Source organism: Nocardia sp. NBC_01327 (assembly GCF_035958815.1).
Classification (GTDB): domain Bacteria; phylum Actinomycetota; class Actinomycetes; order Mycobacteriales; family Mycobacteriaceae; genus Nocardia.
Genome location: NZ_CP108383.1, coordinates 3,046,216 through 3,071,987 on the forward strand (window position 1 = coordinate 3,046,216; position 25,772 = coordinate 3,071,987).

At 67.6% G+C, this 25,772-nt stretch carries 25 protein-coding genes, 3 tRNA genes and 1 pseudogene; 18 read left to right on the plus strand and 11 right to left on the minus strand.

The annotated features are described in order from the left end of the window. Positions 1-4: 4 nt before the first annotated feature. From OG326_RS13450 to OG326_RS13460, 3 genes are all read right to left on the minus strand, one after another. Positions 5-151, minus strand: a complete 147-nt coding sequence (locus OG326_RS13450; protein ID WP_327144966.1) for a hypothetical protein — start codon at positions 149-151, stop codon at positions 5-7. Between the two features lie 88 nt (positions 152-239). Next, the gene (locus tag OG326_RS13455; protein WP_442790958.1) at positions 240-974 is read right to left on the minus strand and encodes a GntR family transcriptional regulator; all 735 of its coding nucleotides are present in this window, start codon (positions 972-974) and stop codon (positions 240-242) included. A gap of 64 nt (positions 975-1,038) precedes the next feature. Next, the gene (locus OG326_RS13460) at positions 1,039-1,473 is read right to left on the minus strand and encodes a MarR family winged helix-turn-helix transcriptional regulator (protein ID WP_327144967.1); all 435 of its coding nucleotides are present in this window, start codon (positions 1,471-1,473) and stop codon (positions 1,039-1,041) included. 87 nt (positions 1,474-1,560) lie between these two features. Here OG326_RS13460 and OG326_RS13465 point away from each other — a divergent pair, with 87 nt between their 5' ends. From OG326_RS13465 to OG326_RS13485, 5 genes are all read left to right on the plus strand, one after another. Beyond that, the gene (locus OG326_RS13465; protein WP_327144968.1) at positions 1,561-3,024 is read left to right on the plus strand and encodes a DHA2 family efflux MFS transporter permease subunit; all 1,464 of its coding nucleotides are present in this window, start codon (positions 1,561-1,563) and stop codon (positions 3,022-3,024) included. 87 nt (positions 3,025-3,111) lie between these two features. Then, positions 3,112-3,390 carry a hypothetical protein gene (locus OG326_RS13470; protein WP_327144969.1) on the plus strand — a complete coding sequence of 93 codons (279 nt, stop codon included), beginning with the start codon at positions 3,112-3,114 and terminating at the stop codon, positions 3,388-3,390. Positions 3,391-3,476: 86 nt separating this feature from the next. Continuing rightward, entirely contained in the window at positions 3,477-3,770 is a 294-nt protein-coding gene (locus OG326_RS13475) for a hypothetical protein (protein ID WP_327144970.1), read from the plus strand. Between the two features lie 111 nt (positions 3,771-3,881). Further along, positions 3,882-4,337 carry a peptide-methionine (R)-S-oxide reductase MsrB gene (msrB, locus tag OG326_RS13480; RefSeq protein ID WP_327144971.1) on the plus strand — a complete coding sequence of 152 codons (456 nt, stop codon included), beginning with the start codon at positions 3,882-3,884 and terminating at the stop codon, positions 4,335-4,337. A gap of 49 nt (positions 4,338-4,386) precedes the next feature. Continuing rightward, entirely contained in the window at positions 4,387-4,839 is a 453-nt protein-coding gene (locus OG326_RS13485) for a flavodoxin family protein (protein WP_327144972.1), read from the plus strand. Between the two features lie 6 nt (positions 4,840-4,845). On the opposite strand, the gene OG326_RS13490 is transcribed toward OG326_RS13485, so the two are convergent. Beyond that, positions 4,846-5,190 carry a DoxX family protein gene (locus OG326_RS13490; RefSeq protein ID WP_327146474.1) on the minus strand — a complete coding sequence of 115 codons (345 nt, stop codon included), beginning with the start codon at positions 5,188-5,190 and terminating at the stop codon, positions 4,846-4,848. A gap of 235 nt (positions 5,191-5,425) precedes the next feature. On the opposite strand from OG326_RS13490, the gene OG326_RS13495 reads away from it, so the two are divergent. Genes OG326_RS13495 through OG326_RS13505 form a run of 3 tightly spaced genes read left to right on the plus strand, consistent with a single transcriptional unit; the run spans position 5,426 to position 8,416 of the window. After that, complete coding sequence (locus tag OG326_RS13495; protein ID WP_327144973.1) at positions 5,426-6,097, plus strand: response regulator transcription factor; 672 nt, start codon at positions 5,426-5,428, stop codon at positions 6,095-6,097. Then, positions 6,094-7,386, plus strand: coding sequence for a sensor histidine kinase (locus tag OG326_RS13500; RefSeq protein ID WP_327144974.1), 1,293 nt, complete (start codon positions 6,094-6,096; stop codon positions 7,384-7,386). Before OG326_RS13495 ends, OG326_RS13500 begins: the two co-directional genes overlap by 4 nt. Further along, the gene (locus tag OG326_RS13505; protein ID WP_327144975.1) at positions 7,373-8,416 is read left to right on the plus strand and encodes a hypothetical protein; all 1,044 of its coding nucleotides are present in this window, start codon (positions 7,373-7,375) and stop codon (positions 8,414-8,416) included. The genes OG326_RS13500 and OG326_RS13505 overlap by 14 nt, the downstream gene beginning before the upstream one ends. A 22-nt stretch (positions 8,417-8,438) precedes the next feature. Here OG326_RS13505 and OG326_RS13510 read toward each other — a convergent pair whose 3' ends face one another. Then, complete coding sequence (locus OG326_RS13510; RefSeq protein WP_327144976.1) at positions 8,439-8,969, minus strand: hypothetical protein; 531 nt, start codon at positions 8,967-8,969, stop codon at positions 8,439-8,441. Positions 8,970-9,114: 145 nt separating this feature from the next. Here OG326_RS13510 and dapA point away from each other — a divergent pair, with 145 nt between their 5' ends. Together dapA and OG326_RS13520 are read left to right on the plus strand one after the other, a co-directional pair. Next, complete coding sequence (gene dapA / locus OG326_RS13515; protein ID WP_327144977.1) at positions 9,115-10,023, plus strand: 4-hydroxy-tetrahydrodipicolinate synthase; 909 nt, start codon at positions 9,115-9,117, stop codon at positions 10,021-10,023. After that, the gene (locus OG326_RS13520) at positions 10,020-12,038 is read left to right on the plus strand and encodes a ribonuclease J (protein ID WP_327144978.1); all 2,019 of its coding nucleotides are present in this window, start codon (positions 10,020-10,022) and stop codon (positions 12,036-12,038) included. Before dapA ends, OG326_RS13520 begins: the two co-directional genes overlap by 4 nt. 219 nt (positions 12,039-12,257) lie before the next feature. On the opposite strand, the gene OG326_RS13525 is transcribed toward OG326_RS13520, so the two are convergent. Next, positions 12,258-12,809, minus strand: coding sequence for a hypothetical protein (locus OG326_RS13525; protein WP_327144979.1), 552 nt, complete (start codon positions 12,807-12,809; stop codon positions 12,258-12,260). Positions 12,810-12,839: 30 nt separating this feature from the next. Further along, entirely contained in the window at positions 12,840-13,223 is a 384-nt protein-coding gene (locus OG326_RS13530) for a DUF4189 domain-containing protein (RefSeq protein WP_327144980.1), read from the minus strand. Positions 13,224-13,466: 243 nt separating this feature from the next. Between OG326_RS13530 and OG326_RS13535 the strand changes: the two genes are divergently transcribed. The 3 genes from OG326_RS13535 (at position 13,467) to OG326_RS13545 (ending at position 19,817) form a co-directional block, all read left to right on the plus strand. Then, positions 13,467-14,084, plus strand: a complete 618-nt coding sequence (locus tag OG326_RS13535; RefSeq protein WP_327144981.1) for a TIGR03085 family metal-binding protein — start codon at positions 13,467-13,469, stop codon at positions 14,082-14,084. Positions 14,085-14,200: 116 nt separating this feature from the next. Continuing rightward, a complete protein-coding gene (locus tag OG326_RS13540; RefSeq protein WP_327144982.1) occupies positions 14,201-17,098 on the plus strand; it encodes an AfsR/SARP family transcriptional regulator in 2,898 nt (965 codons plus the stop codon). A gap of 100 nt (positions 17,099-17,198) precedes the next feature. Further along, positions 17,199-19,817, plus strand: coding sequence for a DNA translocase FtsK (locus OG326_RS13545; RefSeq protein ID WP_327144983.1), 2,619 nt, complete (start codon positions 17,199-17,201; stop codon positions 19,815-19,817). Position 19,818: 1 nt separating this feature from the next. Here the strand turns inward: OG326_RS13545 and OG326_RS13550 are convergent. The 3 genes from OG326_RS13550 to OG326_RS13560 all read right to left on the minus strand — a co-directional run bounded on the left by OG326_RS13550 (position 19,819) and on the right by OG326_RS13560 (position 20,118). Continuing rightward, positions 19,819-19,889: transfer RNA gene (locus OG326_RS13550), tRNA-Gln, on the minus strand. Positions 19,890-19,897: 8 nt separating this feature from the next. Beyond that, positions 19,898-19,974, minus strand: a tRNA-Arg gene (locus OG326_RS13555). A gap of 70 nt (positions 19,975-20,044) precedes the next feature. Next, positions 20,045-20,118: transfer RNA gene (locus OG326_RS13560), tRNA-Leu, on the minus strand. A gap of 299 nt (positions 20,119-20,417) precedes the next feature. Between OG326_RS13560 and OG326_RS13565 the strand changes: the two genes are divergently transcribed. Then, positions 20,418-20,894, plus strand: coding sequence for an SAM-dependent methyltransferase (locus OG326_RS13565; RefSeq protein ID WP_327144984.1), 477 nt, complete (start codon positions 20,418-20,420; stop codon positions 20,892-20,894). A 22-nt stretch (positions 20,895-20,916) separates the two neighbouring features. On the opposite strand, the gene OG326_RS13570 is transcribed toward OG326_RS13565, so the two are convergent. Further along, positions 20,917-22,290, minus strand: coding sequence for a cutinase family protein (locus OG326_RS13570; protein WP_327144985.1), 1,374 nt, complete (start codon positions 22,288-22,290; stop codon positions 20,917-20,919). A 168-nt stretch (positions 22,291-22,458) separates the two neighbouring features. Between OG326_RS13570 and OG326_RS13575 the strand changes: the two genes are divergently transcribed. The 4 genes and pseudogenes from OG326_RS13575 (at position 22,459) to OG326_RS13590 (ending at position 25,759) form a co-directional block, all read left to right on the plus strand. Further along, positions 22,459-22,899, plus strand: a complete 441-nt coding sequence (locus tag OG326_RS13575; RefSeq protein ID WP_327144986.1) for a MarR family winged helix-turn-helix transcriptional regulator — start codon at positions 22,459-22,461, stop codon at positions 22,897-22,899. Positions 22,900-22,922: 23 nt separating this feature from the next. Next, a pseudogene (locus tag OG326_RS13580) lies at positions 22,923-24,617 on the plus strand (MFS transporter); the annotation flags it as partial. A 21-nt stretch (positions 24,618-24,638) separates the two neighbouring features. Then, on the plus strand, positions 24,639-25,205 hold the full coding sequence (locus tag OG326_RS13585) for an isochorismatase family protein (RefSeq protein WP_327146475.1): 567 nt from the start codon (positions 24,639-24,641) through the stop codon (positions 25,203-25,205). Continuing rightward, a complete protein-coding gene (locus OG326_RS13590; protein ID WP_327144987.1) occupies positions 25,202-25,759 on the plus strand; it encodes a YbhB/YbcL family Raf kinase inhibitor-like protein in 558 nt (185 codons plus the stop codon). Before OG326_RS13585 ends, OG326_RS13590 begins: the two co-directional genes overlap by 4 nt. Positions 25,760-25,772: the final 13 nt, after the last annotated feature.

Sequence of the window (25,772 nt, forward strand, 5' to 3'; positions counted from 1 at the left end):
GATCTCACCGAGTTTCGAATACAGGGCCGGACGGGTGCATACCGGTGATCTTGCCGGAGTCCGGCGTCGGGAACACGGCGGCGAACGGGCCGGCCGTCGCGATCGTGCCGCTGATCCGCCAGCTGCCGCGCCGCGGATTCCTGTCAGGCACGTCGCACATCCGATCTCATGGGTCCGACCTTCGGAAACAAAGGTGTTCGCGATGCTATCGAGCGGGTATTGCCCGGGTGTTGCTGAAACTATATATCTTTCTGACCGGCCGAATCCGCAAAAAGTCCGGTATCGGTGGGCAGTCGCGACAGTACTCCGTTGAGCCGCGTGTGATGCGCACCCGTGGCCGCCAGCAGCGCGTCGGAATCGCGAGCCAGGAAGGCCGCGAGCTGCTTACTGTGATCGGCGTGCAGCACCACCCGGTCGGCCGTGCTGGCGTGCACCATGGGCTGCACCGGTTCGGTGATATTCCAGGCGTATTCGAGCATGTGCACCACCCGCGGCATACCGGACGGCCGCACCAGCGCGAGATGGAAGTTCCGCGTCTCCCGGTGATAGGCCAGGGCATTCTCGGTGAGTATCGCCCGTTCCAGCCGGGCATGGGTCTCCCGGGCGAGCTCGTGATCGGCCGCCGTGGCCTGGTGCACGGCGGCCGCGAGCGCCGCCGCCTCCAGGCTCTCCCGCACGACATACAGCTCGCGCAGTTCGGCCGCCGTCAGCAGCGTCACCTGATACCCGAAGTTCGCCTTGTGCTCGACGAGCCCCTCGCCGATCAGGGTCTGCAGCGACTCCCGCACCGGAATCGCGCTGACCCCGAACTGCCGGGCCAATTCCCCCAGCGGCATGCCGGTCCCGGGCGGCAGATTGCCCTCGAGGATCAGCCTGCGCAACTCGTCGAGAATCTCGTGCTGCGAGTACCCGCGATGCGCATCGTGCGCAGGGGTGAGCTGAGGCAGTCGAGGTAGTCGCGGTCGGGAAGGCACCAGCCCACGGTAGCCGTCCGGCCTGCGGCCGGGAACCGCGTCACCGGCGGCCGGGTCCGGCGGTTCAGAGCTCGTCGAGGTCGTAACCCAGGGCTTTGAGCGAAAGCCGGTGCAGCGTAGTGCGTTCCGCCGGGGTGAGCCGCTGCAGCACCACATCGGTCGCCGCATCGACCTGCGCGCCGACCTCCTCGCGCAGTTTGCGTCCCGAGGCGGTGATGGTCAGCCGGTATTTGCGCCGGTCGTCGGCATCCCTGGTGCGGGTGACCAGGCCCGCCTTCTCCAGGCTGTCGATCAGCCGGACCACCTCGCTGCGGTCGATGGACAGCGCGTTCGCCATTTCCTGCTGGGTGATGTCGCCGCTCTCCTCCAGGTAGGTCAGCACCCAGTGCTCCCGCAGCGGCGTATCCAGATCGGTGTGTATGGCCTTGTGCAGCTTGCCGAAGGCGTACGTGGGATAGCGCAGCAGTCCACGGGGGTGATAGTCGCGGTTTTCGGTCACGCTGCAGATTATATCTATTGTTGAGTGTCTCAATCATTGTTAAGCTCTGCAATTGAGATGCTCAATCACAACTGAAGGAGGGGTCCGATGTCGCAGCCGCGCACGGATGCCAGCGCTCCCAACGCCCCGAACGTCAATGCCCCCGACCCGAATGCCCCCAACCTGAATGCCCCCGAGGCCTCCGACAAGATCCCCGCACACGTCTGGCGCACCGCCGCCGTCGTGGTGTTCGGCGCGATCATGGGCATGCTCGACACCTCACTGGTCAATATCGGCCTGCACACCATCGGTGCGGACCTGCACAGCTCGCTCGCCACGATTCAATGGGTGGCCAGCGGATACCTACTCGCCCTTGGTGTTTCGCTCACCGTCTGCGGTTGGCTGGCGCGGCGCGTCGGCGTGGGCCGGCTGTGGATCGGCGCACTGCTCGCCTTCACCCTCACCTCGGCCGCCTGTGCGCTGGCCGGGTCGGCGGAATGGCTGATCGCGCTGCGCGTACTGCAGGGGCTCGCTGCCGGAGTCATGATTCCGGCCGGTCAGACCATCCTCGGCCAGGCCGCCGGACCCAAGCGTATGGGCCGGGTCATGGGCGTGGTCGGCATCGCCGTGGTGGGCGCGCCCGCCATCGGGCCGACCATCGGCGGTCTCATGCTGGCGAATTGGAGCTGGCAGTGGCTGTTCCTCATCAATATCCCGCTGGGCCTGATCGGTATCGCGCTCGGGCTGCGGTATCTGCCGCTGCAGGGCGGCGCACCGGCGCAGCGCCTGGACGTGCTCGGCCTGATTCTCGGCGGCGGGGGAGTATCGGCCGTGGTCTACGGCCTGTCGGAAATCGGTATCGACGGATCTTTCACCGCGCTGTCGGTATGGCTGCCGGTCCTGCTCGGCCTGGCCGCGCTCGCCGGATTCATCGCGCGCACGATCAGCAGCAGCCGGCCGCTGCTCGATGTTCGCATGTTCAAGAACCGGGTCTTCGCGGCCGCGAACGCCGCGAGCTTCTTCGCGGGTGCGTCCATGTTCAGCGTGATGGTGTTGCTGCCGTTGTACTTCCAGGTGCTGCACGGTGACGGACTGATTCGCACCGGCCTCCTGCTGATCGCCTTCGGTGCGGGCGGCGTGGTCACCCTCCCGCTCGGCGGCCGCCTGGCCGACCGCTTCGGCGGCGGTGTCATCGCGGTGGGCGGCAACCTCGGGGTGGCGCTGACAGTGCTGCCCTTCGCCTTCCTCCCGATCGATGCCGACCTGCTCCTGATGGAGGCGCTCCTGTTCGCGGCGGGCGTTTTCACCGCCCTGTCGGGTATACCGCTGATCTCGGCGGCCTATGCCTCCGTGCGCCACGACCAGCTGCCCGACGCCGCGGCCTTCGTGAATATCCTGCAGCGTGTCGGCGGCGCGGTCGGCGTGGCCGCGATCGCGGTAATCCTTTCCCGCGCAACGGCATCCGGATGGGATCCGATCTCCGGCTACCACCTCGCCTTCGCGGCGATCGCGGCGCTGTCGCTCATCGCCTCGGCCGCCTCCACGGTGCTCCGTCGCCACCAGCGCCGGTAGCGATCCACCGCGACGACCCGCCGGGCGCCGGGCGCCCGGTGGGTCGTAACGCGGGACGTGTCACCCCTCGCCGATACTGTGGCCGGCATGACTGATTCCGAACTGATGAACCTTCGCAGTAGGGCGGCCGCCGGTGATACCGATGCGGTCGATCAGCTTGTCGAACTCGCCGGTGAGCGCGGCGATATGGAGGAATTGCGGCAGCTGGCGGCCAATGGCAGTCAGGACGCGGCCGACCAACTCGTGCAGCTGGCAATCGAATTCGACGATATGGACGAGCTGCGCCGGCTCGCCGCCACCGGCAATCAGGACGCCGTAGATGTGCTTGCCGAACTCATCGGCGAGGCCAGCGGAACGACCGACTAGCCTGGAGGGACAGCGGAGGTAACTGCGCGAGGCCGGTTCGGGCTCGAATTGTTGTAAGCCGCTTTTCGCTGAACAAGGAGAAGCTGATGCGACGATTCGTCGCACTGCCGGCCACGCTCATCGTGGCCGGAATTTTGACCCTGGGCATTACCGGTGTGGGCGCGGCCGACGACGGCGGGCAATTGATCATCGACGGCCGGGTGTATCTGGATCCGACCGGCTGCTACGACGATCTAGTTCCCCCGGTGACGATTCACAATGACACCGGCACCACCGCCTACGTCTACGCCAATGACGACTGCACCGGCGCCTCGGAAACGATTTCCCCCTACGGAAGTACGGTCAGCGCCGACGGCCGCAGCGTGCGCGTCATGTCATGACCCGTTGCGGGGCGTCCGCGCGATCTGTGACCGAAGTATGACGCCTGCGATGCGGCGGGAACTTCCGAGGCAGGGGTCCGGTTGTACCGGATGCCCATCTGAGGAGGTCAAGTGACACAGGAATACAACCGGAATCCCGCGGCGGTCGCGGCGCTCTCACCCGAGCAGTTCCACGTCACGCAGGAGAACGGCACCGAGCGTGCGTTCACCGGCGAGTACTGGGACAACCACGAGCCGGGAATCTATGTGGATGTGGTGTCCGGCGAGCCCCTGTTCGCCTCGGTCGACAAGTTCGACAGTGGTTCGGGCTGGCCGAGTTTCACCAAGCCGATCGAGGCCGAGACCGTGGTCGAGAAGCGCGACCTCAGTCATCTGATGATCCGCACCGAGGCGCGTTCGGCGCTCGGTGACAGCCATCTCGGCCACGTGTTCAAGGACGGCCCGCGCGAGGCGGGCGGCCTGCGCTACTGCATCAATTCGGCGGCGCTGCGGTTCATCCACCTCGACGATCTCGAGGCGCAGGGCTACGGGCAGTACCGGTCGCTCTTCACCGATAAGCAGGACTGACCCGCCGCGGCGACCGGCGTAGGCGAACCACGGCGCTAGGCTCGGCTTCGTGCCGAAGCTGCTGCTGATTCACCACACGCCGTCGCCGCATATGCAGGAGATGTTCGAGGCGGTGGTGGCCGGAGCCACCGATCCGGAGATCGACGGTGTCGAGGTGGTGCGCCGGGCCGCACTCGCGGTGACCGCGAGCGATGTGCTCGCGGCCGACGGCTATCTCCTCGGCACCCCGGCCAATCTCGGCTATATGTCCGGGGCCCTCAAGCACGCGTTCGACACCTTCTACTACCCCTGCCTGGATTCGACCCGAGGCCGGCCCTACGGCATGTACATGCACGGCAATCAGGGGACCGAGGGCGCCGAACGCGGTGTGGAGAGCATTACCACCGGGCTGGGCTGGGAGAAGGCCGCCGCCGCGGTCCTGGTCTCCGGCCCGCCGACCAAGCAGGATGTCCAGCGCTGCTGGGAACTCGGCGCGACCGTGGCCGCGCACCTCATGCCTTGAGGCTCATCAGCCCCGGGCGGTCTGGCGATATACCTTGCGGGCGGCCAGGATCAGCGGAATCTGCAGGGGCAGTCGGAGAATCGATCCGACCTTCAACGGCAGCGGCTTGTCACTGCGCACCCATTCGTAGGTCATCTGCAGATTGCCCGGGAACACCGCGAGGAACAGCAGCAGCGCGAGTCCGCCGCCCAGCCGCCGCGTCCGCGGCACCGCGAGCGCCCCGGCCACCGCGAGCTCGGCCACTCCGGAACCCAGTGTGTACGCCCGAGCCGAGCCCGGCAGCTGCGGGGGAATCAGGGCGTCGAACGGCTTCGGCGCCACGAAATGCAATGTCCCCATACCGAAAAGCATCACCGAGAGCAGTCGAGCCGTGCCCCCGCCGCCCCCTGAATGCGCAGTCACCGATTCCAGATTCTCGCTCATGCCGTAGAGCGTACGGACAGTTCGCCCGGAACGGGCCCGGCGGTCTTTTTGTACTCGTTCCGAAGTCCGCCTTCCCCCCGAATTCTGGTGGCTGACGCATCCGGCGTGCTTGCCGTCATACTCGATACGAATATTCGGGAGTTGAGAAGAGGTGAGGGCCGGCGTGCAGGCGCAGGATTCGGGGATACGCCGTATCGGGCTGGTCGAGGATCATGAATCGGTCGCTATCGGGCTGGCGGCCATGCTGGCGCCCGAGGCCGATCTGGAGTTGGTGATCACCGCGGGGACGGTGGCGGAGCTGTTGTCCGCCGGACCGCAATTGGATCTGGTGGTATTGGATCTGCGGCTCGCCGACGGGTCATCGCCCGACGACAATGTGCGCACGCTGCGGGAACGCGGTATCGAGGTGCTGGTGTTCACCGGTGCGGACAATCCGTTCATGGTGCGCGAGGCCGCCCGGGCGGGTGTGCTGGGCGTGGTCCGGAAATCGGAGGATGTGCCGACCGTGGTGGCGGCCGTGCGCCGCGCCGCACAGGGCGAGCAGGTGGTGACCACCGATTGGGCGGCCGCCATCGACGGTGATCCGCAGTTGTCGAACGTCGGGTTGAGCCCGCGGCAGCAGCAGGTGCTGCAGCTCTACGCCTCCGGTGAGAAGGCGTCGCGAGTGGCGCGCATGACGGGTCTGTCGGAGCAGACCGTGAACGACTATCTCGGCCGCATCCGGCAGAAGTACGCCGATGCCGGCCGGCCGGCGCCCACGAAAACCGATCTGTACAAGCGGGCCGTCGAGGACGGGTGGCTGCCCGTCCCCGAAAAACGGCAACCGCACGCATGACCGCGACCGGTACGCTCGCCACCCGGCCCGCCGAGCATCCGATGTCCGTGATCACCGCATTCCTGCAACGGCTGCGCCGCGTGCTGGTGATGCCGCAGGAGGATCCGGCGACCGCCGCCTACGACCGCATCATGCGCCGGCTCGGCATCTCCGTCGGCATTGCCGGAATCATCGTCTGCGCCATGGAATTGCCCGAGATCGCCGAACAGGGGCGGCATGCCCCCGGCTGGTGGACGGTGGTCGCCGTGGCGCTGACCTTCGGCTGGTTCCCGGTGCTGGCGGTGGTATCGGCCATTACCGGACCGGGCCCCGTGCGGGTCGTATCCGGTTGTGCCGCACTGAGTTTCCTCGCCGCGCTGGCCACCATGCCGTTCGCGCTGGAAGTCCATTCGGTGGATTCGAGCACGGTGTGGCCGTACCGGGTGGCGGCGCTGGCGGTGATCGCGGCCGTACTGGCCTGGCCACCGCGCTGGGCCGTCGCCTACCTGGTGGCCTCCTCTACATCGGTGGCGCTGTCGATCATCTACACCGTCGCCACGGTCACGCCGTACTCGGTGGTCGAAAACTTCCTGCGCGCAGTGGGTTTGGCGGCCCTGTTCGTCTGGTGCGGTACCGCCGCCACGGGTGCGGCCGCACGGGTCGACCGGGAATCGGCCATTGCCACTCGCCGCGCGGCCGCCGCCGCCTCGGCGCAGGGCCGTGACCACGAGCGCGCGCGTTTCGCCGCACTCATCCACGATGCGGTGCTCTCCACGCTGCTGGAGGCCTCGCGGGCGGGGGCACAGTCGAATGTGCTGCGCCGCCAAGCCGAGCGCACCCTCGAACAACTCGACGAATGTCGCGGCAGCGACCGCGATCCCGATCTGCTCGACGCGCGTTCGGCGGTGCTGTTCCTGCGCGCCGCCGTGCACGAGATCAATCCCGTGGTGCGTTTCGCGACGCGCACCTGGCCGGGCTTCGACGATCTGCGCATGCCGGTGCACGCGGCCAGCACCATTGCCGCGGCGCTCGCCGAGGCGGTGCGCAACAGTCTGCGCCACGCCCAGCTACCCGGTCGTGAGGTGCGCCGCATTGTCACCGCCACCGTGAGCGCGGGCAGTATCCGCATCGTATTCACCGATGACGGCGCCGGTTTCGACCTCGCCGCGGTCTCCGCGGACCGGCTCGGCATCTCCATGAGCATTCTCGGCCGCATGCGGCAATTGGCCGGCGGCAGCGCGTTCGTGGAATCCCAACCGGGAGAGGGCACTACCGTGACACTGGTGTGGGGTGGCGATGGTTCCCGCTGATTACCATGTGGCAGAACTGGATTCGCGGTTCGACCTGCGCGATATGCTCGGCCTGCGCGGCCGCGCCGCCTGGCTGTTCCTGCTGATTCTCGAGGCGACCATCGCGCTGTACATGTTTCGCAATTTCGGCGAATCACCGCAGTGGGCCGCGCTGCTCGGCACCGTGCTCATTCTGAGCGCGGGCGCGCTGGTGGTGGTCGTGCCGGTGGATCCGCTGCCGCTGCCGCTCGCCCTGTTTGCCGCCGCGGCCGGACCGGTGGCCACCGCGCTCACCGTCATGACCCCGTCGGCGGATACCGTCCACCACTCGGTGTGGTCGGCCTTCGCCTCGTCCTATGTCCTCGCGGTGCTGGTCCTGCGCGGCCGGGTCCGGACCGCCTGGGCCGGCGTGGCCGGGATCGCGGGTGTGCTGCTGGTCGCCGGTATGACCGCGCACCTGCAGTCGAATACGGTGGTCGGCTCGCTGGTGCCCATCGGCACCGTCGCCGCGATCTCGGTGTTCAGCATGGTCATGCACCCGATGCAGCGCTCACTGCGACTGCTGCGCGAGGACGCCATGATGCGAGCCGCCTCCGAGGCCACCATGGCCGCCGCCGACAGTGAACGCAGTCGGCAGCTCGCCCGGCTGGACCGGGTGGCGCGCCCGATCCTGGAGCGCATTGCCGACGGGGCCGAACTCACCGCCGCCGAACGTGAGGAATGCCGCCTGCTCGAGGCGGAACTGCGCGACGGCCTGCGGGCGCCGCAGCTCATGACCGATGAACTCAGTGGCGCGGCGCGCGGTGCGCGCGGCCGGGGCGTCGAGGTCGTACTGCTCGACGACGGCGGCTTCGCGGGCGTCCCGGAGTGGGTGCGCAAACGTGTGATCGACGCGGCGACAAGGGAATTGGACGCCGCCAATGCCGGATCGGTGACAGTGCGGGTGCTGCCGCTGGGGCGGCGCGTACTCGCGACGGTGCTCGCGCACGCGCCCGATCACGACTGCCGCACCGAGATCGATACGGACGGTCAGGTCAGCGTCACGGACTGAACGCGCGGCGCACTGGTTCGTGTCAGCTGGCCGGGTCCTCGGGGTCCTTGGTGTCCTTGGGCCGGTGCGCATCGGTGTCCCTGGGGCGCCGTGAATCGCGGGGCATATCCCAGCGGCCCGCGCCGCCCTTCTTCATCTGATCGCGCAGCGCGCCCTGCACGGCCGTCGCCATCCACGAGTTCAGCGACTGCCCGCTCTGTGCCGCGGCATCCTCCGCGCGGGACTTGATCTGCTCGACCAATCGCAGTGTCACGCGGCTGATATCCCCGGTCATCTCCTCGAACGTGGGCTGGTGCTCCTCCTCGGGACCGGCCGCCTTGCGCACGTCCACATGCGCTTCGGCGCCGTCGTACGAGACGTGCACGGTGTGATCGCCGACCGCGGCGCTCACCTCGGTGGCGAGTTCGGACAGCGCCGCCAGCAGGACCAGCCGCGCCGAGTTCTCGGTGGCCGCAGCGAGGGCGGCGGCCGTCGACTGCGTCTTCTCATCGCCGAGCGCGGCGGCCGCGATGAGGTTCTCGCGTAGTTGGGCGGTGTACTTGTTCAGATCCATGACACCAGTGTGCTGTCATAAATGACATCATTCAAGGAGTGATTTGGCGTCACCCCCCGGGAGCGATGCGAATCACCGTCATCGACGGGCCGGTTCGGGTATAACGATGCAAAAGGTGTTTCGGTAACCGGGTAGCCTTCTGGCTATGACGAACGGTGAATCGACGCGAATCGAGCTGCGCGCGTCCGGCACAGTCGGTGTCGCGATGGTGACTCCCTTTACCGCCGAAGGCAAGCTCGATGTCGATGCCGGGGTAGCGCTCGCCGCTCGCCTGGTCGAAGGTGGTGTGGACCTGCTCGCCATCTCCGGCACCACCGGGGAATCGCCGACCACCACCGAGTCGGAGAAGTTCGATCTGCTGCACGCCGTCGTCGACGCGGTCGGTGACCGCGCCACCGTGATCGCGGGTGCCGGCACCTACGACACCGCTCACAGCATCGAGCTGGCACGCAATGCGGCACGCGCCGGCGCCCACGGTTTGCTCGTCGTCACCCCGTATTACTCGCGTCCCTCGCAGGACGGCCTGATCGCGCACTTCACCGCCATCGCTGACAGCACCGATCTGCCTGTCACGCTCTACGACATCCCACCGCGTTCGATGGTGGCCATCAATTCGGACACCATTCGCCGTCTCGCCGAGCATCCGCGCATTGTCGCGGTCAAGGACGCCAAGGGCGATCTCAATGCCGGCGCCGAGCTCATCGCCGAGACGGGCCTGTCCTTCTACTCCGGCGACGATGGGCTGAACCTGCCCTGGCTGTCGGTCGGTGCGGTCGGATTCATCAGTGTTATCGGCCATCTCGTGCCGGATCGCCTGCGTGCACTCGCTGCGGCTCATGCCGCCGGCGATGTGGCCCGGGCTCGTGAAATCAATGTCAGCATGATTCCACTCAATCGGGCCATGTCCCGGCTGGGTGGCGTCGCCATGACCAAGGGTGCGCTGCGGCTGCTCGGGGTCGAGACCGGGGAGCCACGTTTGCCACAACTCATGCCCAATGCCGAGCAGCTCGCCGAGCTTGCCGTGGACCTGCGAGCTGCGGGGGTGCTTGCATGAGCAACCCCGAAGGTCGCCGGCCGCGTCGTACCGCCTCCCGCGCCGCGGGTGCGCCGGAACCTGTTGTCGCACAGCCGAAGGCCGCCGCTGCGCAACCGGAGAAGGTCGTAGCGCCACCGGTGCAGGCGGAAACCGCCGCACCGCAGGAAACTCGGGCCAAGCGCAACGGCACCCGGGCCGCCAAGAACGGGCAGGCCGACGCCGCGCCCGCGAAGGCGCGCCAGGACGACTCCGCGCCCAAATCGCGGCAGGCCGACCGCACCCGTAAGCCGGGCGGGACCCGTTCCCGCCAGGGTGGTCGCGATCGTTCCGAGCCGGTCGCCGCACCGCGTCCCGAACGTCGTCAGCTGCCCCCGCCGCCGAAGGCGCCCAAGGGCGGCCTGCGCGTGTTCGCGCTGGGCGGCATCAGCGAAATCGGCCGCAATATGACCGTTTTCGAATACGACGGCAAGCTGCTGATCATCGACTGCGGTGTGCTGTTCCCCGAGGACCAGCAGCCGGGCGTGGATCTGATCCTGCCCGACTTCGGTCCCATCGAGGACCGCATGGACGATATCGCCGCGGTCATTCTGACCCACGGTCACGAGGATCACATCGGTGCGGTGCCGTTCCTGCTGCGCCTACGCCGCGATATCCCGATCGTCAGTGCCAAGTTCACCCTCGCGCTGGTCGCTGCCAAGTGCCGTGAGCACCGGTTGCAGCCCAAGCTGATCGAGGTCACCGAGGGCCAGCGCACCCAGCACGGCCCGTTCGACTGCGAGTACTTCGCGGTCAACCACTCGATTCCGGATGCCATCGCGGTCGCGGTGCGCACCCCCGCCGGCATGGTGCTGCACACCGGCGATATCAAGCTCGACCAGCTGCCGCTGGACGGCCGCCTCACCGACCTGGCCGGGTTCTCCCGCCTCGGCGACGAGGGCGTGGACCTGTTCCTGGTGGACTCCACCAATGCCGAGGTGCCCGGCTTCGTCACGCCCGAGCGTGAGATCGGCCCGGTTCTGGACACGGTGATCGGCAAGGCCAAGGGCCGGGTCATCGTGGCGTCCTTCGCCTCTCATGTGCACCGCATTCAGCAGGTCGTGGATGTGGCGCAGCGCTACGACCGCCGCATCTGCTTCGTCGGCCGGTCCATGGTCCGCAATATGCAGATCGCCCAGGATCTCGGCTATCTGAATCTGCCGGACGGTCTGGTGGTCGATATCGATCAGGCCGCGAACCTGCCGGTGCACAAGCTGGTGCTCATCTCCACCGGCTCGCAGGGCGAACCGCTGTCGGCGCTCTCGCGCATGGCGCGCGGCGATCACCGCCAGATCAATATTCGCGCCGACGATCTGGTGGTGCTGGCCTCCTCGCTCATTCCGGGCAATGAGAATGCCGTGTTCACCGTCGTGAACGGGCTGACCCGGATCGGTGCGACCGTCATCACCCAGCAGAACGCGAAAGTCCATGTCTCCGGACATGCTTCCGCCGGTGAGCTGCTGTACCTCTACAACGCGGTGCGGCCGACCAATGCCATGCCCGTGCACGGTGAATGGCGGCACCTGCGCGCCAATGCCGCACTCGCGGTGGCGACCGGCGTGCCGGAGGAGCGAGTCATGCTCGCCGAGAACGGCGTTGTGGTCGATCTAGTCGACGGCATCGCCTCGATCACCGGCCGGGTGCCGGTCGGTCAGGTGTACGTGGACGGTCTGTCCGTCGGTGACGTCGGCGAATCCACCCTCTCGGATCGTCTGGTGCTGGGGGAGGGCGGTTTCATCTCCATCACCGTCGCCGTCGACTCCACCACCGGTAAGGCCGTCAGTGCGCCCGAGGTGCACGGCCGCGGCTTCTCCGATGACCCGGACGCCCTGGCCGAAACGCACGAACTCGTCGAAGCGGAACTGCGCCGCCTGTCGAGCGAAGGCATTACCGACACCCACCGCATCGCCCAGAGTGTGCGCCGTGTGGTCGGCAAGTGGGTGGCGGACAAGTACCGCCGCCGCCCGATGATCGTCCCGACGGTCATCGGCGTCTGACTGCCCGAAAAGGCAAGCGCCACAACCTGAGAGCGCCCGGCAGCAACAGCTGCCGGGCGCTCTTGCCGTATCCATGAACCACTCTCGGTTCCGCCGTGAACCGGGAGCAGCGGCATACCTACATTGAAATATGCGCATTTAAACATGAACGGTCGGTATGTCATCGAAAAACAAAAACCGCCCCGGCAACGGCTGCCGGGGCGGGAACACGAAGAGCTGCTATTTGTCCTGGCAGGCTGCGGAATCCAGCTTGGCGGCCTTCACAATGCTGCAGGCGAAGGTGTGATCGACCTTCCAGTCGTTGCCGTCGGCGACGAAGGAGACGGTGGCATTGTTGACCGGGGAGCCGCCGATGGTGACATTGGCATCGGCCTTGACCTTGCCGTCCACGGGATCGGGGACGTTGGTGATCTCCACCTTGACGTCGTTCTTCTTGGCGGCGTCCACGAGCTTGGCGACCAGCTGCGGGTCCTGCCCGGCATCCTCGATCCAGTCGACCTTGGTCTTGGCATCGATGGACGGGTCGAAGGCCTTGGTGATCTTGTCGTTCAGATCCGCGACGGTCGGCTTCGGCAGATTCGGCACCTGGGAGGTGGACGGCGCGCCGGTGTCCTTGGTGTCGTCGGTGGTGCCCTGGAACGCATTGGTGGGTGCGGCGGCGCTGGTGGTGGCGGCGCTGTCGGACTTATCGCTCGAACTGCAGGCGACCAGGCCGAGCGCGGCGGCGGCCAGCGCCACGGCGGCGGTAGCGCGGAAGATGGTGTGCTTCAACGATTTTCTCCCCTGAAAGGAATGTCGGAATCAGAGCTGGTAACCGGTGGTGCAGTTCCAGTGAACGATGGTGGCGTCGGAGAAGTTGCGCGCCAGCGCCTGGGTCCGGGCCGCCGAGCGGGAGTACGCCGCACCGTAGGTGTAGTAGCCCCGCGGGGAGTAGGCAACCGCGCCGCAACCGTTCGCGAAGGTGGCGACCACGTGGCAGTCGGCAAAGGTGCAGGAGCTCATCGCACCGTCCTGCGCCGACCCGCGGTCGGAGTAGTCGTAGGAGTAGCCGATGTGGCCGCTCGAGGGGGATAGCGCGATCGCACCGAAGTTATCGGTGTACGCACCGGCTGGAGCTGCGGTGCCGACCAGTAGGGAACCGGCCGCCGCAACCATCACGGCGGCGCCGCTGACGATCTTCTTCAAGAGTGTTGCCCTTCTAGTGCTGTGGGCCCATGACCCGATGGACCGAGTGCACAAGCTACCGATCCGATTCGACCGAAGCCAACCGGCGAAAGCCGCGGTGGCTGATGAGTTCATGATCGAATGCGCGCCTTATGGCGGACCGGGTGTTCCCCTTAAAGGCCAGGGCATTCAGCAATTGAATCGCTATCGCACGGTGCAACGCGCGCGATGCATTCGAGAGTGTGTCCGGTTAGGGTTCCCTTTATGAGCATGGCACAGCGGGAACGGCAGGCCCTGGTGCAGACGATGGCCGCGGCCGGTCCGGACGCACCGACCCTCTGCGGTGAATGGACGACGCGAGATCTGGCCGCGCACTTGATCGTCCGCGAGCGCCGCCCCGATGCCGCGCCAGGCATCATGCTGAAGCCCTTCGCCTCCTATCTGGAGAATGTCCAGCGCCGCGTGGCGCAGCGGCCCTTCCCGCAGCTGCTCGAACTGGTGAGCAGTGGTCCGCCGTGGCTGCTGCGCCCGGTGGATTCGCTCATGAATCTGACCGAGATGTTCGTCCACCACGAGGATGTGCGGCGCGCGCAGCCCGGCTGGGAGCCGCGCGAACTGCCTGCCGCAGACGAGGATCGGCTCTGGAAGGTGCTGACCGGCTTGGCGCGCATGGCATATCGCAAATCGCCGGTTACCGTGGCGCTCGCGACGCCGGACGGTCGCCGCACCGTCGCGCATCACGCGGGGGAGCGCACGGTCGTACTGGCGGGCCCGCCGTCGGAGCTGCTGCTGCATGCTTTCGGCCGCAGTGCCGTACGGCTGGAGGCCACCGGTGACGCGGAGGATGTGGCCGCGGTCAACGCTCTGGACCGCAGCGTGTGAGATTTCGGCCGGCGGGTGCGCTCGAGTGGCGGTCCGGCCGCTGATCATGAAACGATCACGCGCCGGACGGTAGCTTCTGCGAGCGGCGGTAGCCCGTGGTGATGAGGTGGTAGGCAATGACTTGGCAACTGGCGCTGCTCGGGCCGGTCGAGTTGGTGTCCGATGGTGCGCCCGGCTCGCCCATGCCGCCCAAACAGCAAGCGGCGCTTGTCATACTGGCCTGCGCGCGCGGGCGGACGGTATCGATCGAAGAACTCGTCGACGGTATCTGGGGTGCGGAGCGCCCGGCCTCCGCGGTGGGTGCGCTGCGCAATTACGCGTGGGCGCTGCGTAAACACCTCTCGGCGCAACCGGGGACGATGCTGCTGGCCTCGGAGTCGCGGGGCTACCGGCTGGATGGCCCGCTCGAGCTCGATATCGACGGAATCGACCGCTATCGCGCCGAAGCCGAGTCGGCGCGGGGAGCCGGACAGCTGGAGCAGGCCGATGCCGCACTGCGGGCGCTGCTGGGACTGTGGCGCGGCGATCCGCTCAGCGGGGTACCCGGGCCGTGGGCCACCGCCGAACGCGCCCGATTGCGCCGCCTGCACCGGGCCCTGCGCGAAGACCTCATCGAAGTCACCGTGCAGCGCGGCGACTATTCCGATGCCATAGCCGAATTGGAAGCCCTGATCCCGGGCGACCCGCTCAGTGAGCGGCTGCGCGGGCTCATGATGACCGCCCTGTACCGGGCGGGCCGCCGCACCGAGGCGCTCGGTGAATATCAGCGCATTCGGCGACTGCTGGTGTCGGAGCAGGGCATCGAGCCCGGACCGGCCCTGCTGGAACTGCATCGGCAGATTTTGGCCGATGAACTGCCCGCCCGCGTGTACGTCACCGCCCCGGTTCCGGCGGTGGCGCCGCTGCCGGCCCAATTACCGCCGGACACCGCCGATTTCACCGGTCGCGGCGAGCTGGTGCGGGAGCTGAGCGCCGCATTCGGCGCCGGAACGTCGATCGTGGCCATCTCCGGTATGGGCGGGGTCGGTAAGACCGCGTTGGCTCTGCATGTGGCGCACCGGATTCGGGAGCAGTATCCGGACGGACAGCTGTATGTCGATCTGCACGGTGCGGGTGCCGATCCGGCCGACCCCGAACAGGTGCTCGGAGTTTTTCTGCGCGCTCTGAACGTGGCGCAGCGTGAGGTGCCCGGCGGTGTGGCCGAGCGTGCGGCATTGTTCCGGTCCGTGGTCAGCGGTCGCCGCATGCTGCTGGTGCTCGACAATGCCAGTGACGCGGCGCAGGTCGCGCCGCTGCTGCCGGGCGGTCCCGGTTGTGCGGTACTGGTCACCGCGCATCGCCCGCTCACCGCGCTGCCCGGGGTGCGATCGGCGGCTCTGCCGGTGCTCGACGCCGCGGAGGCCGTCGCGCTGTTCAGCCGCATTGTCGGCGCGGCGCGGGTGGCCGCCGAACCGGAGGCGACCCGGCGCATTGCCGAACTGTGCGGACTGCTGCCGATGGCCGTGCGCATCGTGGCGGCGCGGGTCGCGGCGCGGCCGCAGTGGACGATCGTCTCCGAGGCCGACCGGCTGGCCGATGAACGCCATGACCTGGACCGTTTCCGGACCGGGGAGCTGGCGCTGGCCGTCGCCTTCCGTGCCGGATACGAGCAGCTGCCCGCTGCCGCCGCACGGGCATTCCGCCTGCTGGCGGTGGCCGAGCTGCCGGATCTGCCGCTCGCGGCCACGGCCGCGGTGCTCGATACCACCGAGCCGCTCGCCGAGGATCTGTGCGAGGAACTGGTCGATCGCGGCATGCTCGAGACCGTCGGGCGCGGTCGCTACCACTATCACGACCTCATGCGATTGTTCGCGCTCGGCCGTGAGGGCGGCGATGCCGCGGTGGACGTCACCGAGCGGCTGCTCGACTACTACCTGGCCACCATGAAAACCGTGCTGCGCGTGCGACATCCGGGCTTACGCCTGACCCTGGCCCCGACCGGGCATCCGGGCACCCGCCTGGCCGATCTGGACGCCACCCGCGATTTCCTGACTATCGAGCGCCGCAATCTGGTCGCGCTGTACCGCCTCGCCGTGGCGGGCACCCCGCACCATCGGGTGCTGGCCGCCGATCTGGCCCTGTCGGTGGCCGAAACCATGCTCGCCGGTGATGCCACAGTGGATGTGGAGAAGGCGCTCGAGGAATTGATCCGGGCGCTCGAGGCCGACGGCAATACGGTGGCGGCGGGCCGAGCCCGATTGGCCTTGGTTTTCGCGCTGGTCTCGGAATTCGGCGAGCCCGAGCGGGCGGCCGGGCATCTGCACCGGCTCTTCGCCGATACCGATCCCGATGCCGAACCGTGGGTGGCGGGCACCGCGCACGTGTTCGCGGGCATTATCGGGTTGTACCGCCAGGATCCGATGAGCGCCGCCACGCATTTCGCCCATGCGCTGCGCCTGTATCGGCTCGGTGCGAGTCCCGAATGCGTGCGGGTCGCCTATTCGTGCCTCGCCCAGGCCTATTCGGCGGCGGGCCGCAATCGTGACTCGCTCGCCGCGGCCGCGCGTGCGGTCGTGGGCGACTCGCAGCCGGGTACCCGCCGGAATGTCATGTGGGCGTTGACCGAAGCGGCCTGGGTGATCAGCAAGGAGGGTGACGGCGAACTGGGCACCCTGCTGTTCGACGCCGCCCTGCGCGCCGCCCGCCGCGCCGGCGCCCTGCGCTTCGAATCCGCCGTCCACTCTCGCGCCGCCCTCGCCCATCTGAGCGCCGACCGCCTGCTGCAGGCCGTCGAGCAGGCCGAGCGCGCCGAGGCCACTCGCGAATCCTCCCGGGTGGGCGGTCTGCACACCTACAACATGCTGGTCCGCTACACCGCCCTGCACCGCCTGGGCCGCACTCTCGACGCCGCCGAGTGCTACCGCACGGCCGCCAGCCAGATCCCCGACTTCGAAGCGGCCCTGACTCGCTGGACCGCGCCGCCGGGTCCCACTCCGATCGGCACTCGACCGGCCGCGATCCCCGCCGCCAGCTGACTGTTCTGTCCGTTTTCATGGCCAATCCCACAGCGCTGTTGTGGGAGGGTCGAGTGTTGCGGATGGTCCGTATGGTGCGGTTGCGGCTAGCCTGGGGTGCATGCCAGGTAAGTCCCGCGGTACCGCAACGTCACGTTCGCGAGCGGGATCGACGCGGGGGCAGACTCCTGCACGGTCTCGGGCGAGCACTCCGCGCACCGCTGCGCGCGGTCGCACCACGGCCGCGGCGCGGGGGAATGCCGGTCGGAGCGCTGCGGCGCGCCGCCGTCCCGCACCTCGGCGCACATCGAATACCGCTCCACTGGCGGTGGTCACCCGCGGCGTGAGCAGCGGGTGGAACATGCTGGCGCGGGGGCTGGGTGCGAGCACCCGGGCCCTGAGCCGCGCCGGGGAGATCGAGCACGGGCACCGGCGGGACGGAATCGCGCTGGGGCTGGTCGGTTTCGGATTCCTCATTGTCGCGGCGGTATGGCTGTCCGCGGGCGGGCCGGTCGGGCACTGGGTGGATGCCGCGATTCGCGCGGTCTCCGGATCCGCCTCGGCGGCACTGCCGTTCGTATTGATCGGCATCGCGATCATTCTCATGCGCACCGAAGCGCATCCGGAGATCCGGCCGCGACTGGTGCTGGGCGGGCTGCTGGTCGGGCTGCCGGTGCTGGGGCTGTGGCATATGGCGGCCGGTGCACCGGCCGATGCGCACGGTCGCGCGCATGCCGCCGGCTTTGTCGGCTATGTCATCGGCGGCCCGCTGCGTGACGGTTTGAGCGCGTGGCTGGCCGTCCCACTGCTGTTGCTGGCCATCGGATTCGGCATTCTGCTGCTCACCGGCACCACGGTGCGTGAGGTTCCGGAGGCCCTGCGCGAGATCTTCGGCACCGGCAGCGGTGGCGACGAATACGAGAGCTACTCCGACGAACCCGGCCTCTACGACCCGGAAAACTATGATGCGGACGGCTTCCCGCGTCATGAGCGCGTGCGCGGCAAGCGCCGCGGCCGTGCGCCCTCGGAGAATTATCCGGTCGACGAATTCGGCGGCTCCGATGCCGTCACCGAGGTGATGGGCGAACCGCCGCTGCAGGCCGCCAAGGAGATCGTGGCCGAGGAGAAGCCGAAAGCCAAGGTGCGCAAGGTTCCTCCCAAGGTGGTCGATCAGACCCCGCCGCCGCCGGTGGCGCAGCAGTTGGAGTTCGTCACCGAGCGTGAGGTGGACGGCGACTATCAGCTCGCGCCGCTGAGTCTGCTCACCGACGGTGATCCGCCCAAGCTGCGCAGTGCCGCAAACGATTCCATGATCGAGGCGATCAGCGAGGTGCTGATCCAGTTCAAGATCGACGCCGCGGTCACCGGATTCGTGCGCGGCCCGACGGTCACCCGGTACGAGGTCGAGCTCGGCCCCGGCGTGAAGGTCGAGAAGATCACCGCGCTGGCCCGCAATATCGCCTATGCGGTCGCCACCGAGAATGTGCGCCTGCTCGCCCCGATCCCGGGCAAGTCGGCGGTCGGCATCGAAGTCCCCAATGCCGACCGGGAATTGGTGCGCCTGGCCGATGTGCTCAAGGCGCCCACCACCCGCGCCGATCACCATCCGCTGGTCATCGGCCTCGGCAAGAATATCGAGGGCGAATTCGTCTCCGCCAACCTGGCCAAGATGCCACACCTGCTGGTCGCCGGTTCCACCGGTTCCGGTAAGTCGAGTTTCGTGAACTCCATGCTGGTTTCGCTGCTGCACCGGGCGACGCCCGAAGAAGTGCGCATGATCCTCATCGACCCCAAGATGGTGGAACTGACGCCCTACGAAGGCATTCCGCATCTGATCACGCCCATCATCACCCAGCCGAAGAAGGCGGCCGCCGCGCTGACCTGGCTCGTGGAGGAGATGGAACAGCGGTATATGGACATGCAGGCCAATAAGGTTCGCCATGTCGACGACTTCAACCGCAAGGTGAAGTCGGGCCAGATCACCGCGCCCCTGGGCAGCGAACGCGTCTATCGCCCGTACCCGTACATCCTCGCCATCGTCGACGAGCTCGCCGACCTCATGATGACCGCCCCGCGCGACGTCGAGGACGCCATCGTCCGCATCACCCAGAAGGCCCGTGCCGCAGGCATTCACCTGGTGCTGGCCACCCAGCGCCCCTCGGTGGACGTGGTCACCGGTCTGATCAAGACCAATGTCCCCTCCCGCCTGGCCTTCGCCACCTCCTCGCTGACGGACTCGCGCGTCATCCTCGATCAGCCCGGCGCCGAAAAGCTCATCGGTATGGGTGACGCCCTCTTCCTCCCCATGGGCGCGAGCAAACCCACCCGCCTACAGGGCGCCTTCATCTCCGACGAAGAGATCTCCGCCGTAGTCGAATTCGCCAAGACGCAGGCCGAACCCGAATACCAGGAAGGCGTCACCGCCGCCAAGGCCGGCGAGAAGAAGGAGGTCGACGCCGATATCGGCGACGACCTCGAACTGCTCGTGCAGGCCATCGAACTGGTCGTCACCTCCCAATTCGGTTCCACCTCGATGCTGCAGCGCAAACTCCGCGTTGGTTTCGCCAAAGCCGGCCGCCTCATGGACCTCATGGAAACCCGTGGCGTAGTGGGCCCCAGCGAAGGCTCCAAGGCCCGCGACGTCCTCATCAAATCCGACGAACTCGACGGCCTGCTCTGGACCATCCGAGGCGGCGGGGGCGAGCCCCCGTCCGACGACGAGGCCCCGGAAGAAGAGTGAGCTGAAACGCCAGGATTCGAACCTGGACTGACGAAGTCAGAGTTCGCCGTGCTGCCGTTACACCACGTTTCATCGAAAGTTGGTATGCCCGAGAGGAATCGAACCTCCAGCCTCCTGCTTCGTAGGCAGGCGCTCTATCCGTTTGAGCTACGGGCATATGGCCCCGCGCGGATGTCGCCATTGACATCTACTCCGCACTGAGGTGCGCGGGGGCTGGTTGGGTCGGGTTCCCTCGGCGGGATTCGAACTCGCACTGGACAGGGTCTGAGACTGCTGCCTCTACCAATTGGGCTACGAGGGATCGGTAATGCGGGGGTGGATACGGAAAAGGGCCGCTCCGTGGCGAATTCGCCAGAGCGGCCCTGGAGGGTCTATTCGTCAGACCTCAGGAACCGCCGCGAATGCGCTGGCGGAGAACCGATACGGGGAGAAGTGCCTGCGGCGAGCGGGCACCATAAATCCAGCGTTGCCGCTGATTCAGTAGCTGCTGCCCGGTCATACTGCTGCCTTCCGTGGAGGTTCGGTGGATCGTTGAAATAACGGTAGCACCGCGTATTAGGTTGGGAAAACGAATTAGTGGGCCCACGCTATATTCCGGTGATGACGAACTCGCCTTATGCAGTGGAGGTAGTGCCCGTGGGCCGGGTGGTCGGAGGGCGCGGTGAGGCGTTCGACGACAACTGGGGGGCCGTCGAGGCCGCCATCGAACTGGATGCGGAGCGGTTCACGCCCGAGGCGCTCGCCGGTCTCGGGGATTTCTCGCACCTGGAGGTGGTCTATCACTTCCACCTGGTGCCGGAGGGCAAGGTGGAGACCGGGGCCCGGCATCCGCGCAACCGCCAGGATTGGCCGCTGGTCGGGATCTTCGCCCAGCGCGGGAAGAACCGGCCCAACCGGATCGGGGTCTCCCGGTGCCGCCTGCTGGGCGTCGACGGCCTGACCGTGCAGGTGGCGGGCCTGGATGCGATCGACGGAACCCCGGTGCTCGATATCAAGCCCTATATGAGCGAGTTCGGTCCTCGGGGAGATGTGCACCAGCCCGAGTGGTCGACCGAGCTGATGGGCGAATACTTCTGAGCCGAGCGGATATGCCGCGCCGCTATGAAATGGCCTGGGAACCTAGGTAGTTCAGGAGGATCTGGGCGTCGTCGCCGTAGTCGACGTGGGCGTTCGAGGCGTAGAACTTGGCCATGGTTATGCCTTGACGGCTCAGTTGCACCAGGTCGTTGATGCACTGGGGCCCACCGATATTGAGCAGGGCGCGCACGGCCACCCGCAGGTCGCCGCGCACCGCGGTGGCGAACGGGCCGACAACGGCGCCGGCCAGATCCAGTCCCGCCGGGGTGAGGGTCGCGACGTCGGCGGCGGCGCCGAGCGAATCGCCCCGGGTGAGGGATTCGACTGCGCGCCAGAGGGTTTCCTGCATCTGCCCGACGTCTCCGGCGATGCGCAGGATATCGATTCGGGTCAGGACATCGGCGATGACGCTCTCGGCCGCGGTCCAGCCCGAGGGGTCCACGGTGCCTGCCGCGCGGATGACCGAGGCGATGAGGGGCAGATCCACGCCCGCGGCCGCCTGGACCATCGGGGCCAGATCCGCATTGAGATCGCTCGCGATCTGGTGCGCACCCCGAATATCACCGGATTGGATCGCCGCAGGCAGACCGGTGAGACCGTCGAGAATGGTCGGCAGCTTCGCCGCGGTCGCCGTCCAGCCTGCGCCCACCTTCACGGCCTGCGCGATGAGCGTGCCGGGGTCGGTGCTGGCGGGGATCAGCGAGGCGATCGGTGCGGGATCGCCGCTGAGCACCCGGCCGAGCGCGGCGAGGAACGGTGAGGCGGTGGCATTGAGCGAGCAGTACAGATCACCGTCGGCGCACAGGGTGCGCACCCGGTCGGTCAGCGCGCCGAAATCCTGGCTCCGGTTTCCGGCGATACCGTGACCGGGTTGCGGATCACCCAGTGACAGTGTGGTATTCGGGTTGCGGTGCGGATCGGCCAGTAGCCCGACGCCGACCACCCGATCGGCGCCGACCGGGCCTTCGCCATTCCCGATCGCGGTGGCGACGTCGCCGATGCCGTCCGCGCCCTGGCTGTATCCGGCGAGGATGACCCGCGTCGAGGCGCACAGGCCGCCGATCATGGTGTGCAATCGGTTCTCGAGGGTGCTCAGCGATTGCGCGTAGCTCAGTCCCTGATCGAAAGCGCTTGCGGCATAAGGGGCATAGAGCACGGTGATATCGCTGCCGAATTGCCGCTGCAGACCGTCACCGATCGGCCTGAGCATGCCGACCGGCACGGTGGGATCCGCGTCGGAACGCGTCTCCCAGGTTCCCGGCGCGAAAATCGCGGTATACGGGGTGCAGTGCTGCGCGCCGCGCGTCTGCGCGTGCGCATCGCCGACCACCACGGTCCCGACCATGACGGCCACGGCGACCAGGGTCGCCGCGCACGAGGTCGCCAGCCTGCTCATCGTTGAATTCCTCTGTTGCCGATGGGGATTCGGGCCCGTGCGCCGGGTGTTCGTTCCCGCCGCGCAGTCATGGCCAATTGTCGCCACTCGCTGTCGAATCCGCAGGCTTTTCAGACACATACTTATTTCAGAATGTGCTAAGTGAAACTTATAAGGTAGGCTGATCATATGGATGATGGCCTGGACCCCGCCGAGGTCGCCGCCGCGCTGCTGGCCGGCGTCGGTCTGCTGGTTCGCCGGATTCGCCAGGTGCCGACACCGGGTGAGCTCACGATGCCCGAGCGCGCCGCGCTATCGCATCTGGATCGCTCCGGCCCCGCCACCTCCGCGGCGCTCGCCAGGGCGATGCAGATCACCGCCCAGTCCATGGGGGCGACGACCGGCGCCCTGCGCGCACGGGGTCTGGTCGAACGCCGGCCCGACCCGGACGACGGCCGGCGGGTTGTGCTCACCGTCACCGACACCGGCCGGCAGGCGCTGCAGAACAAGCGCGACGCACGGACCGAACTCCTTGCCCAGGCCATGACCAGCGGCACATTCACTCCGACGGAGCTGGAGCAACTCGCCTCGGCCGCAGCGCTTCTCGAGCGACTGGCCCAGAACATCTGAACGGAACCATGAGCACCAACCTGATGACGGAGACGTCCGCCCCGCCCCGCGCGAGCGGTGATCGGTACAAGTGGACGGCACTGACGAACACCACCGCCGCGGTCTTCATGTCCGCGCTGGACGGCTCGATCGTGCTGATCGCCCTGCCCGCGATCTTCCGGGGCATCCACCTGGACCCGCTGGCTCCGGGCAATATCGCCTACCTGCTGTGGATGATCATGGGATACCGGCTGGTCCAAGCCGTTCTGGTGGTCACGGTCGGCCGGCTGGGCGATATGTACGGCCGGGTCCGCCTCTACAACTCCGGATTCGCGGTCTTCACCTTCGCCTCGATCCTGCTGTCCTTCGATCCGCTGGATGGCGGCCACGCGGCGATGTGGCTGATCGGGTGGCGGGTGCTGCAGGCCGTCGGCGGATCGATGCTGACCGCGAACTCGGCCGCGATCCTGACCGACGCCTTCCCCGAGGAGCAGCGCGGTTTCGCCCTCGGCGTCAATCAGGTGGCCGCCCTGGCGGGGATGTTCATCGGCCTGGTCGCCGGCGGTCTGCTGGCGGCCTGGGACTGGCGGGCGGTGTTCTGGGTGAATGTGCCTGTCGGACTGTTCTTTACGGTGTGGGCCTACCGGACGCTGCGCGAGACCGGCAAGCGTGACGGCGGCCGGATCGACTGGTGGGGCAATATCACCTTCGCGGTGGGTCTGAGCTCGATTCTGATCGCGGTCACCTTCGGCCTGCAGCCCTACGGCGGGCACACCATGGGCTGGACCAATCCGCTGGTCGACACGTTGATCGTCGGCGGACTCGCCCTGTTGGCGGCCTTCGTCGTCATCGAGAACCGGGTCAGCGCACCGATGATCCAGATGAGCCTGTTTCGCCTGCGCGCCTTCACCTTCGGCAATCTGGCGGGTCTGGCCATTTCGATCGGGCGCGGCGGGATGCAGTTCGTGCTGATCATCTGGCTGCAGGGCATCTGGCTTCCCCTGCACGGCTACGACTTCGAGAGCACACCGCTGTGGGCGGGCATCTTTATGCTGCCGCTGACCGCCGGATTCCTTGCCGCAGGACCGGTTTCGGGGTACCTGTCCGACCGTCTCGGCTCGCGGGGGCTGGCCACCGGCGGTGCGCTGCTGTTCGGCGCCAGCTTCCTGGGGTTGATGGTGCTGCCGATCGACTTCAGCTACTGGACTTTCGCACTGCTGATCGCGCTCAACGGAATTGCCAGCGGCATGTTCGCCTCCCCGAACTCCTCGTCGATCATGGGCAGTGTGCCGCCGCGGGCCCGCGGTGTGGCCTCCGGTATGCGGGCCACCTTCCAGAACTCCGGCACCGCCGTCTCCATCGGAGTGTTCTTCTCCCTCATGATCGCCGGGCTGGCCAGCAGCCTTCCGCACACCCTCACCAGCGGTCTGCAACAGCAGGGCGTGCCGGCCGACGTCGCCACCCAGGTCGGCAACCTGCCCCCGGTGTCGTCCCTGTTCGCCGCGCAACTCGGCGTCAACCCGATCCAGAACCTGCTCCAACCCAGTGGCGCGCTGACCCACCTGACCGCAGCCCAGCAGCAGACCCTGACCGGGCGTGAGTTCTTCCCGACCCTGATCTCCGGGCCGTTCCACTCGGGTCTGGTCATTGTGTTCGGCTTCGGCGCCGTCCTCGCCGTCCTCGCGGCGATCGCCTCCCTGCTGCGCGGAACCGCTTCCGCTCCAGCCGCTTCCGCTCCGACCTCTCCAGGAGAAGTACATATGACGCTGACAACGATCGACCCCACCTCCGCGCTGATCGTGATCGACCTGCAGCAGGGCATCGTCTCCGCCCAGAGCGACCCCGCGGTCGCCGATGTCGTCAAGCAGGCGGCACACCTGACCGCCGAGTTCCGCCGGCACAAGCTGCCCGTGGTGCTGGTCAATGTCACCGGGCGCGCACCGGGACGCACCGAGGCCGGACGGCCCGGGGGACTGGGCGCGCTGCCGGCCGGCTGGGCCGACCTCATCGACGAACTCGATGTGCAGCCGACCGACCACCTGATCACCAAGCGGCGGCGCAGCGCGTTCCACGACACCGGGCTCGACACCCTGCTGCGGGATCTGGGCGTCACCCAGATCGTGCTCGCGGGCATTTCGACCAGCGCCGGTGTCGAGTCGACCGCGCGCTCGGGCGCCGACTACGGGTACCACGTCGTTCTGGCCACCGACGCCATGCTCGATCCGGATGCCGATTCGCACCGGCACAGCATCGAGCGCGTCTTCCCTAAACTCGGCGAAACCGCCACCGCCGCAGAGGTTATCGACATGGTCGGGGCGACCCGATGACCCTGCTCGGCCGACTCCTGCACCACCGCAGAGCGGGCGATACGCACACGGCGTGGAACCTGCCCAATCTGCACGGCCCCGAGCTGCTGACGCTGACCAGCGAGCATTTCGCCCACGGCGCCGCGATACCGCTGCCGCAGTGCGCCAAGCACATCGGCGGAGCGGACCTGTCGCCCCACCTGGCCTGGACCCCACCGCCTCCGGGCACCGTGCAGCTGCTCCTGGTCGTCGAGGACATCGACGTCCCGATCGCCAAGCCCGCCGTGCACTGCGCCGCCTTGATCGACCCGTCCCTCGGGCACCTGGACCCCGGCGCCCTCGGCGCGCGGCGGCCAGGTGCCGGAGTCCAGCTGCTGCGCTCCACCATCGGCCGCGGATATCACGGTCCCGCACCCATCAAAGGCCATGGGCCGCACCACTACATCTTCCAGCTGTTCGCGCTTTCCGCCGCCGTCGCCGCCGCACCCCACCGTGCCCGGCCCCGCACCCTCCTGCCCGTCATCACCGCACCCGTCCTCGACCGTGCGCGGTTGACCGGCGTCTTCGAACGCTGACCTGGAATCGGGT

Bases quoted from the DNA above. Each gene is read 5' to 3' on its own strand.
- OG326_RS13585 (WP_327146475.1), top strand. From the start codon at position 24,639: ATGACGCTGACAACGATCGACCCCACCTCCGCGCTGATCGTGATCGAC.
- OG326_RS13500 (WP_327144974.1), top strand. From the start codon at position 6,094: ATGACCGCGACCGGTACGCTCGCCACCCGGCCCGCCGAGCATCCGATG.
- dapA (WP_327144977.1), top strand. From the start codon at position 9,115: ATGACGAACGGTGAATCGACGCGAATCGAGCTGCGCGCGTCCGGCACA.
- OG326_RS13465 (WP_327144968.1), top strand. From the start codon at position 1,561: ATGTCGCAGCCGCGCACGGATGCCAGCGCTCCCAACGCCCCGAACGTC.
- OG326_RS13475 (WP_327144970.1), top strand. From the start codon at position 3,477: ATGCGACGATTCGTCGCACTGCCGGCCACGCTCATCGTGGCCGGAATT.
- OG326_RS13520 (WP_327144978.1), top strand. From the start codon at position 10,020: ATGAGCAACCCCGAAGGTCGCCGGCCGCGTCGTACCGCCTCCCGCGCC.
- OG326_RS13540 (WP_327144982.1), top strand. From the start codon at position 14,201: ATGACTTGGCAACTGGCGCTGCTCGGGCCGGTCGAGTTGGTGTCCGAT.
- OG326_RS13565 (WP_327144984.1), top strand. From the start codon at position 20,418: ATGACGAACTCGCCTTATGCAGTGGAGGTAGTGCCCGTGGGCCGGGTG.
- OG326_RS13505 (WP_327144975.1), top strand. From the start codon at position 7,373: ATGGTTCCCGCTGATTACCATGTGGCAGAACTGGATTCGCGGTTCGAC.
- OG326_RS13590 (WP_327144987.1), top strand. From the start codon at position 25,202: ATGACCCTGCTCGGCCGACTCCTGCACCACCGCAGAGCGGGCGATACG.
- OG326_RS13510 (WP_327144976.1), bottom strand. From the start codon at position 8,969: ATGGATCTGAACAAGTACACCGCCCAACTACGCGAGAACCTCATCGCG.
- OG326_RS13570 (WP_327144985.1), bottom strand. From the start codon at position 22,290: ATGAGCAGGCTGGCGACCTCGTGCGCGGCGACCCTGGTCGCCGTGGCC.
- OG326_RS13545 (WP_327144983.1), top strand. From the start codon at position 17,199: ATGCCAGGTAAGTCCCGCGGTACCGCAACGTCACGTTCGCGAGCGGGA.
- OG326_RS13575 (WP_327144986.1), top strand. From the start codon at position 22,459: ATGGATGATGGCCTGGACCCCGCCGAGGTCGCCGCCGCGCTGCTGGCC.
- OG326_RS13490 (WP_327146474.1), bottom strand. From the start codon at position 5,190: ATGCTTTTCGGTATGGGGACATTGCATTTCGTGGCGCCGAAGCCGTTC.
- OG326_RS13470 (WP_327144969.1), top strand. From the start codon at position 3,112: ATGACTGATTCCGAACTGATGAACCTTCGCAGTAGGGCGGCCGCCGGT.
- OG326_RS13535 (WP_327144981.1), top strand. From the start codon at position 13,467: ATGAGCATGGCACAGCGGGAACGGCAGGCCCTGGTGCAGACGATGGCC.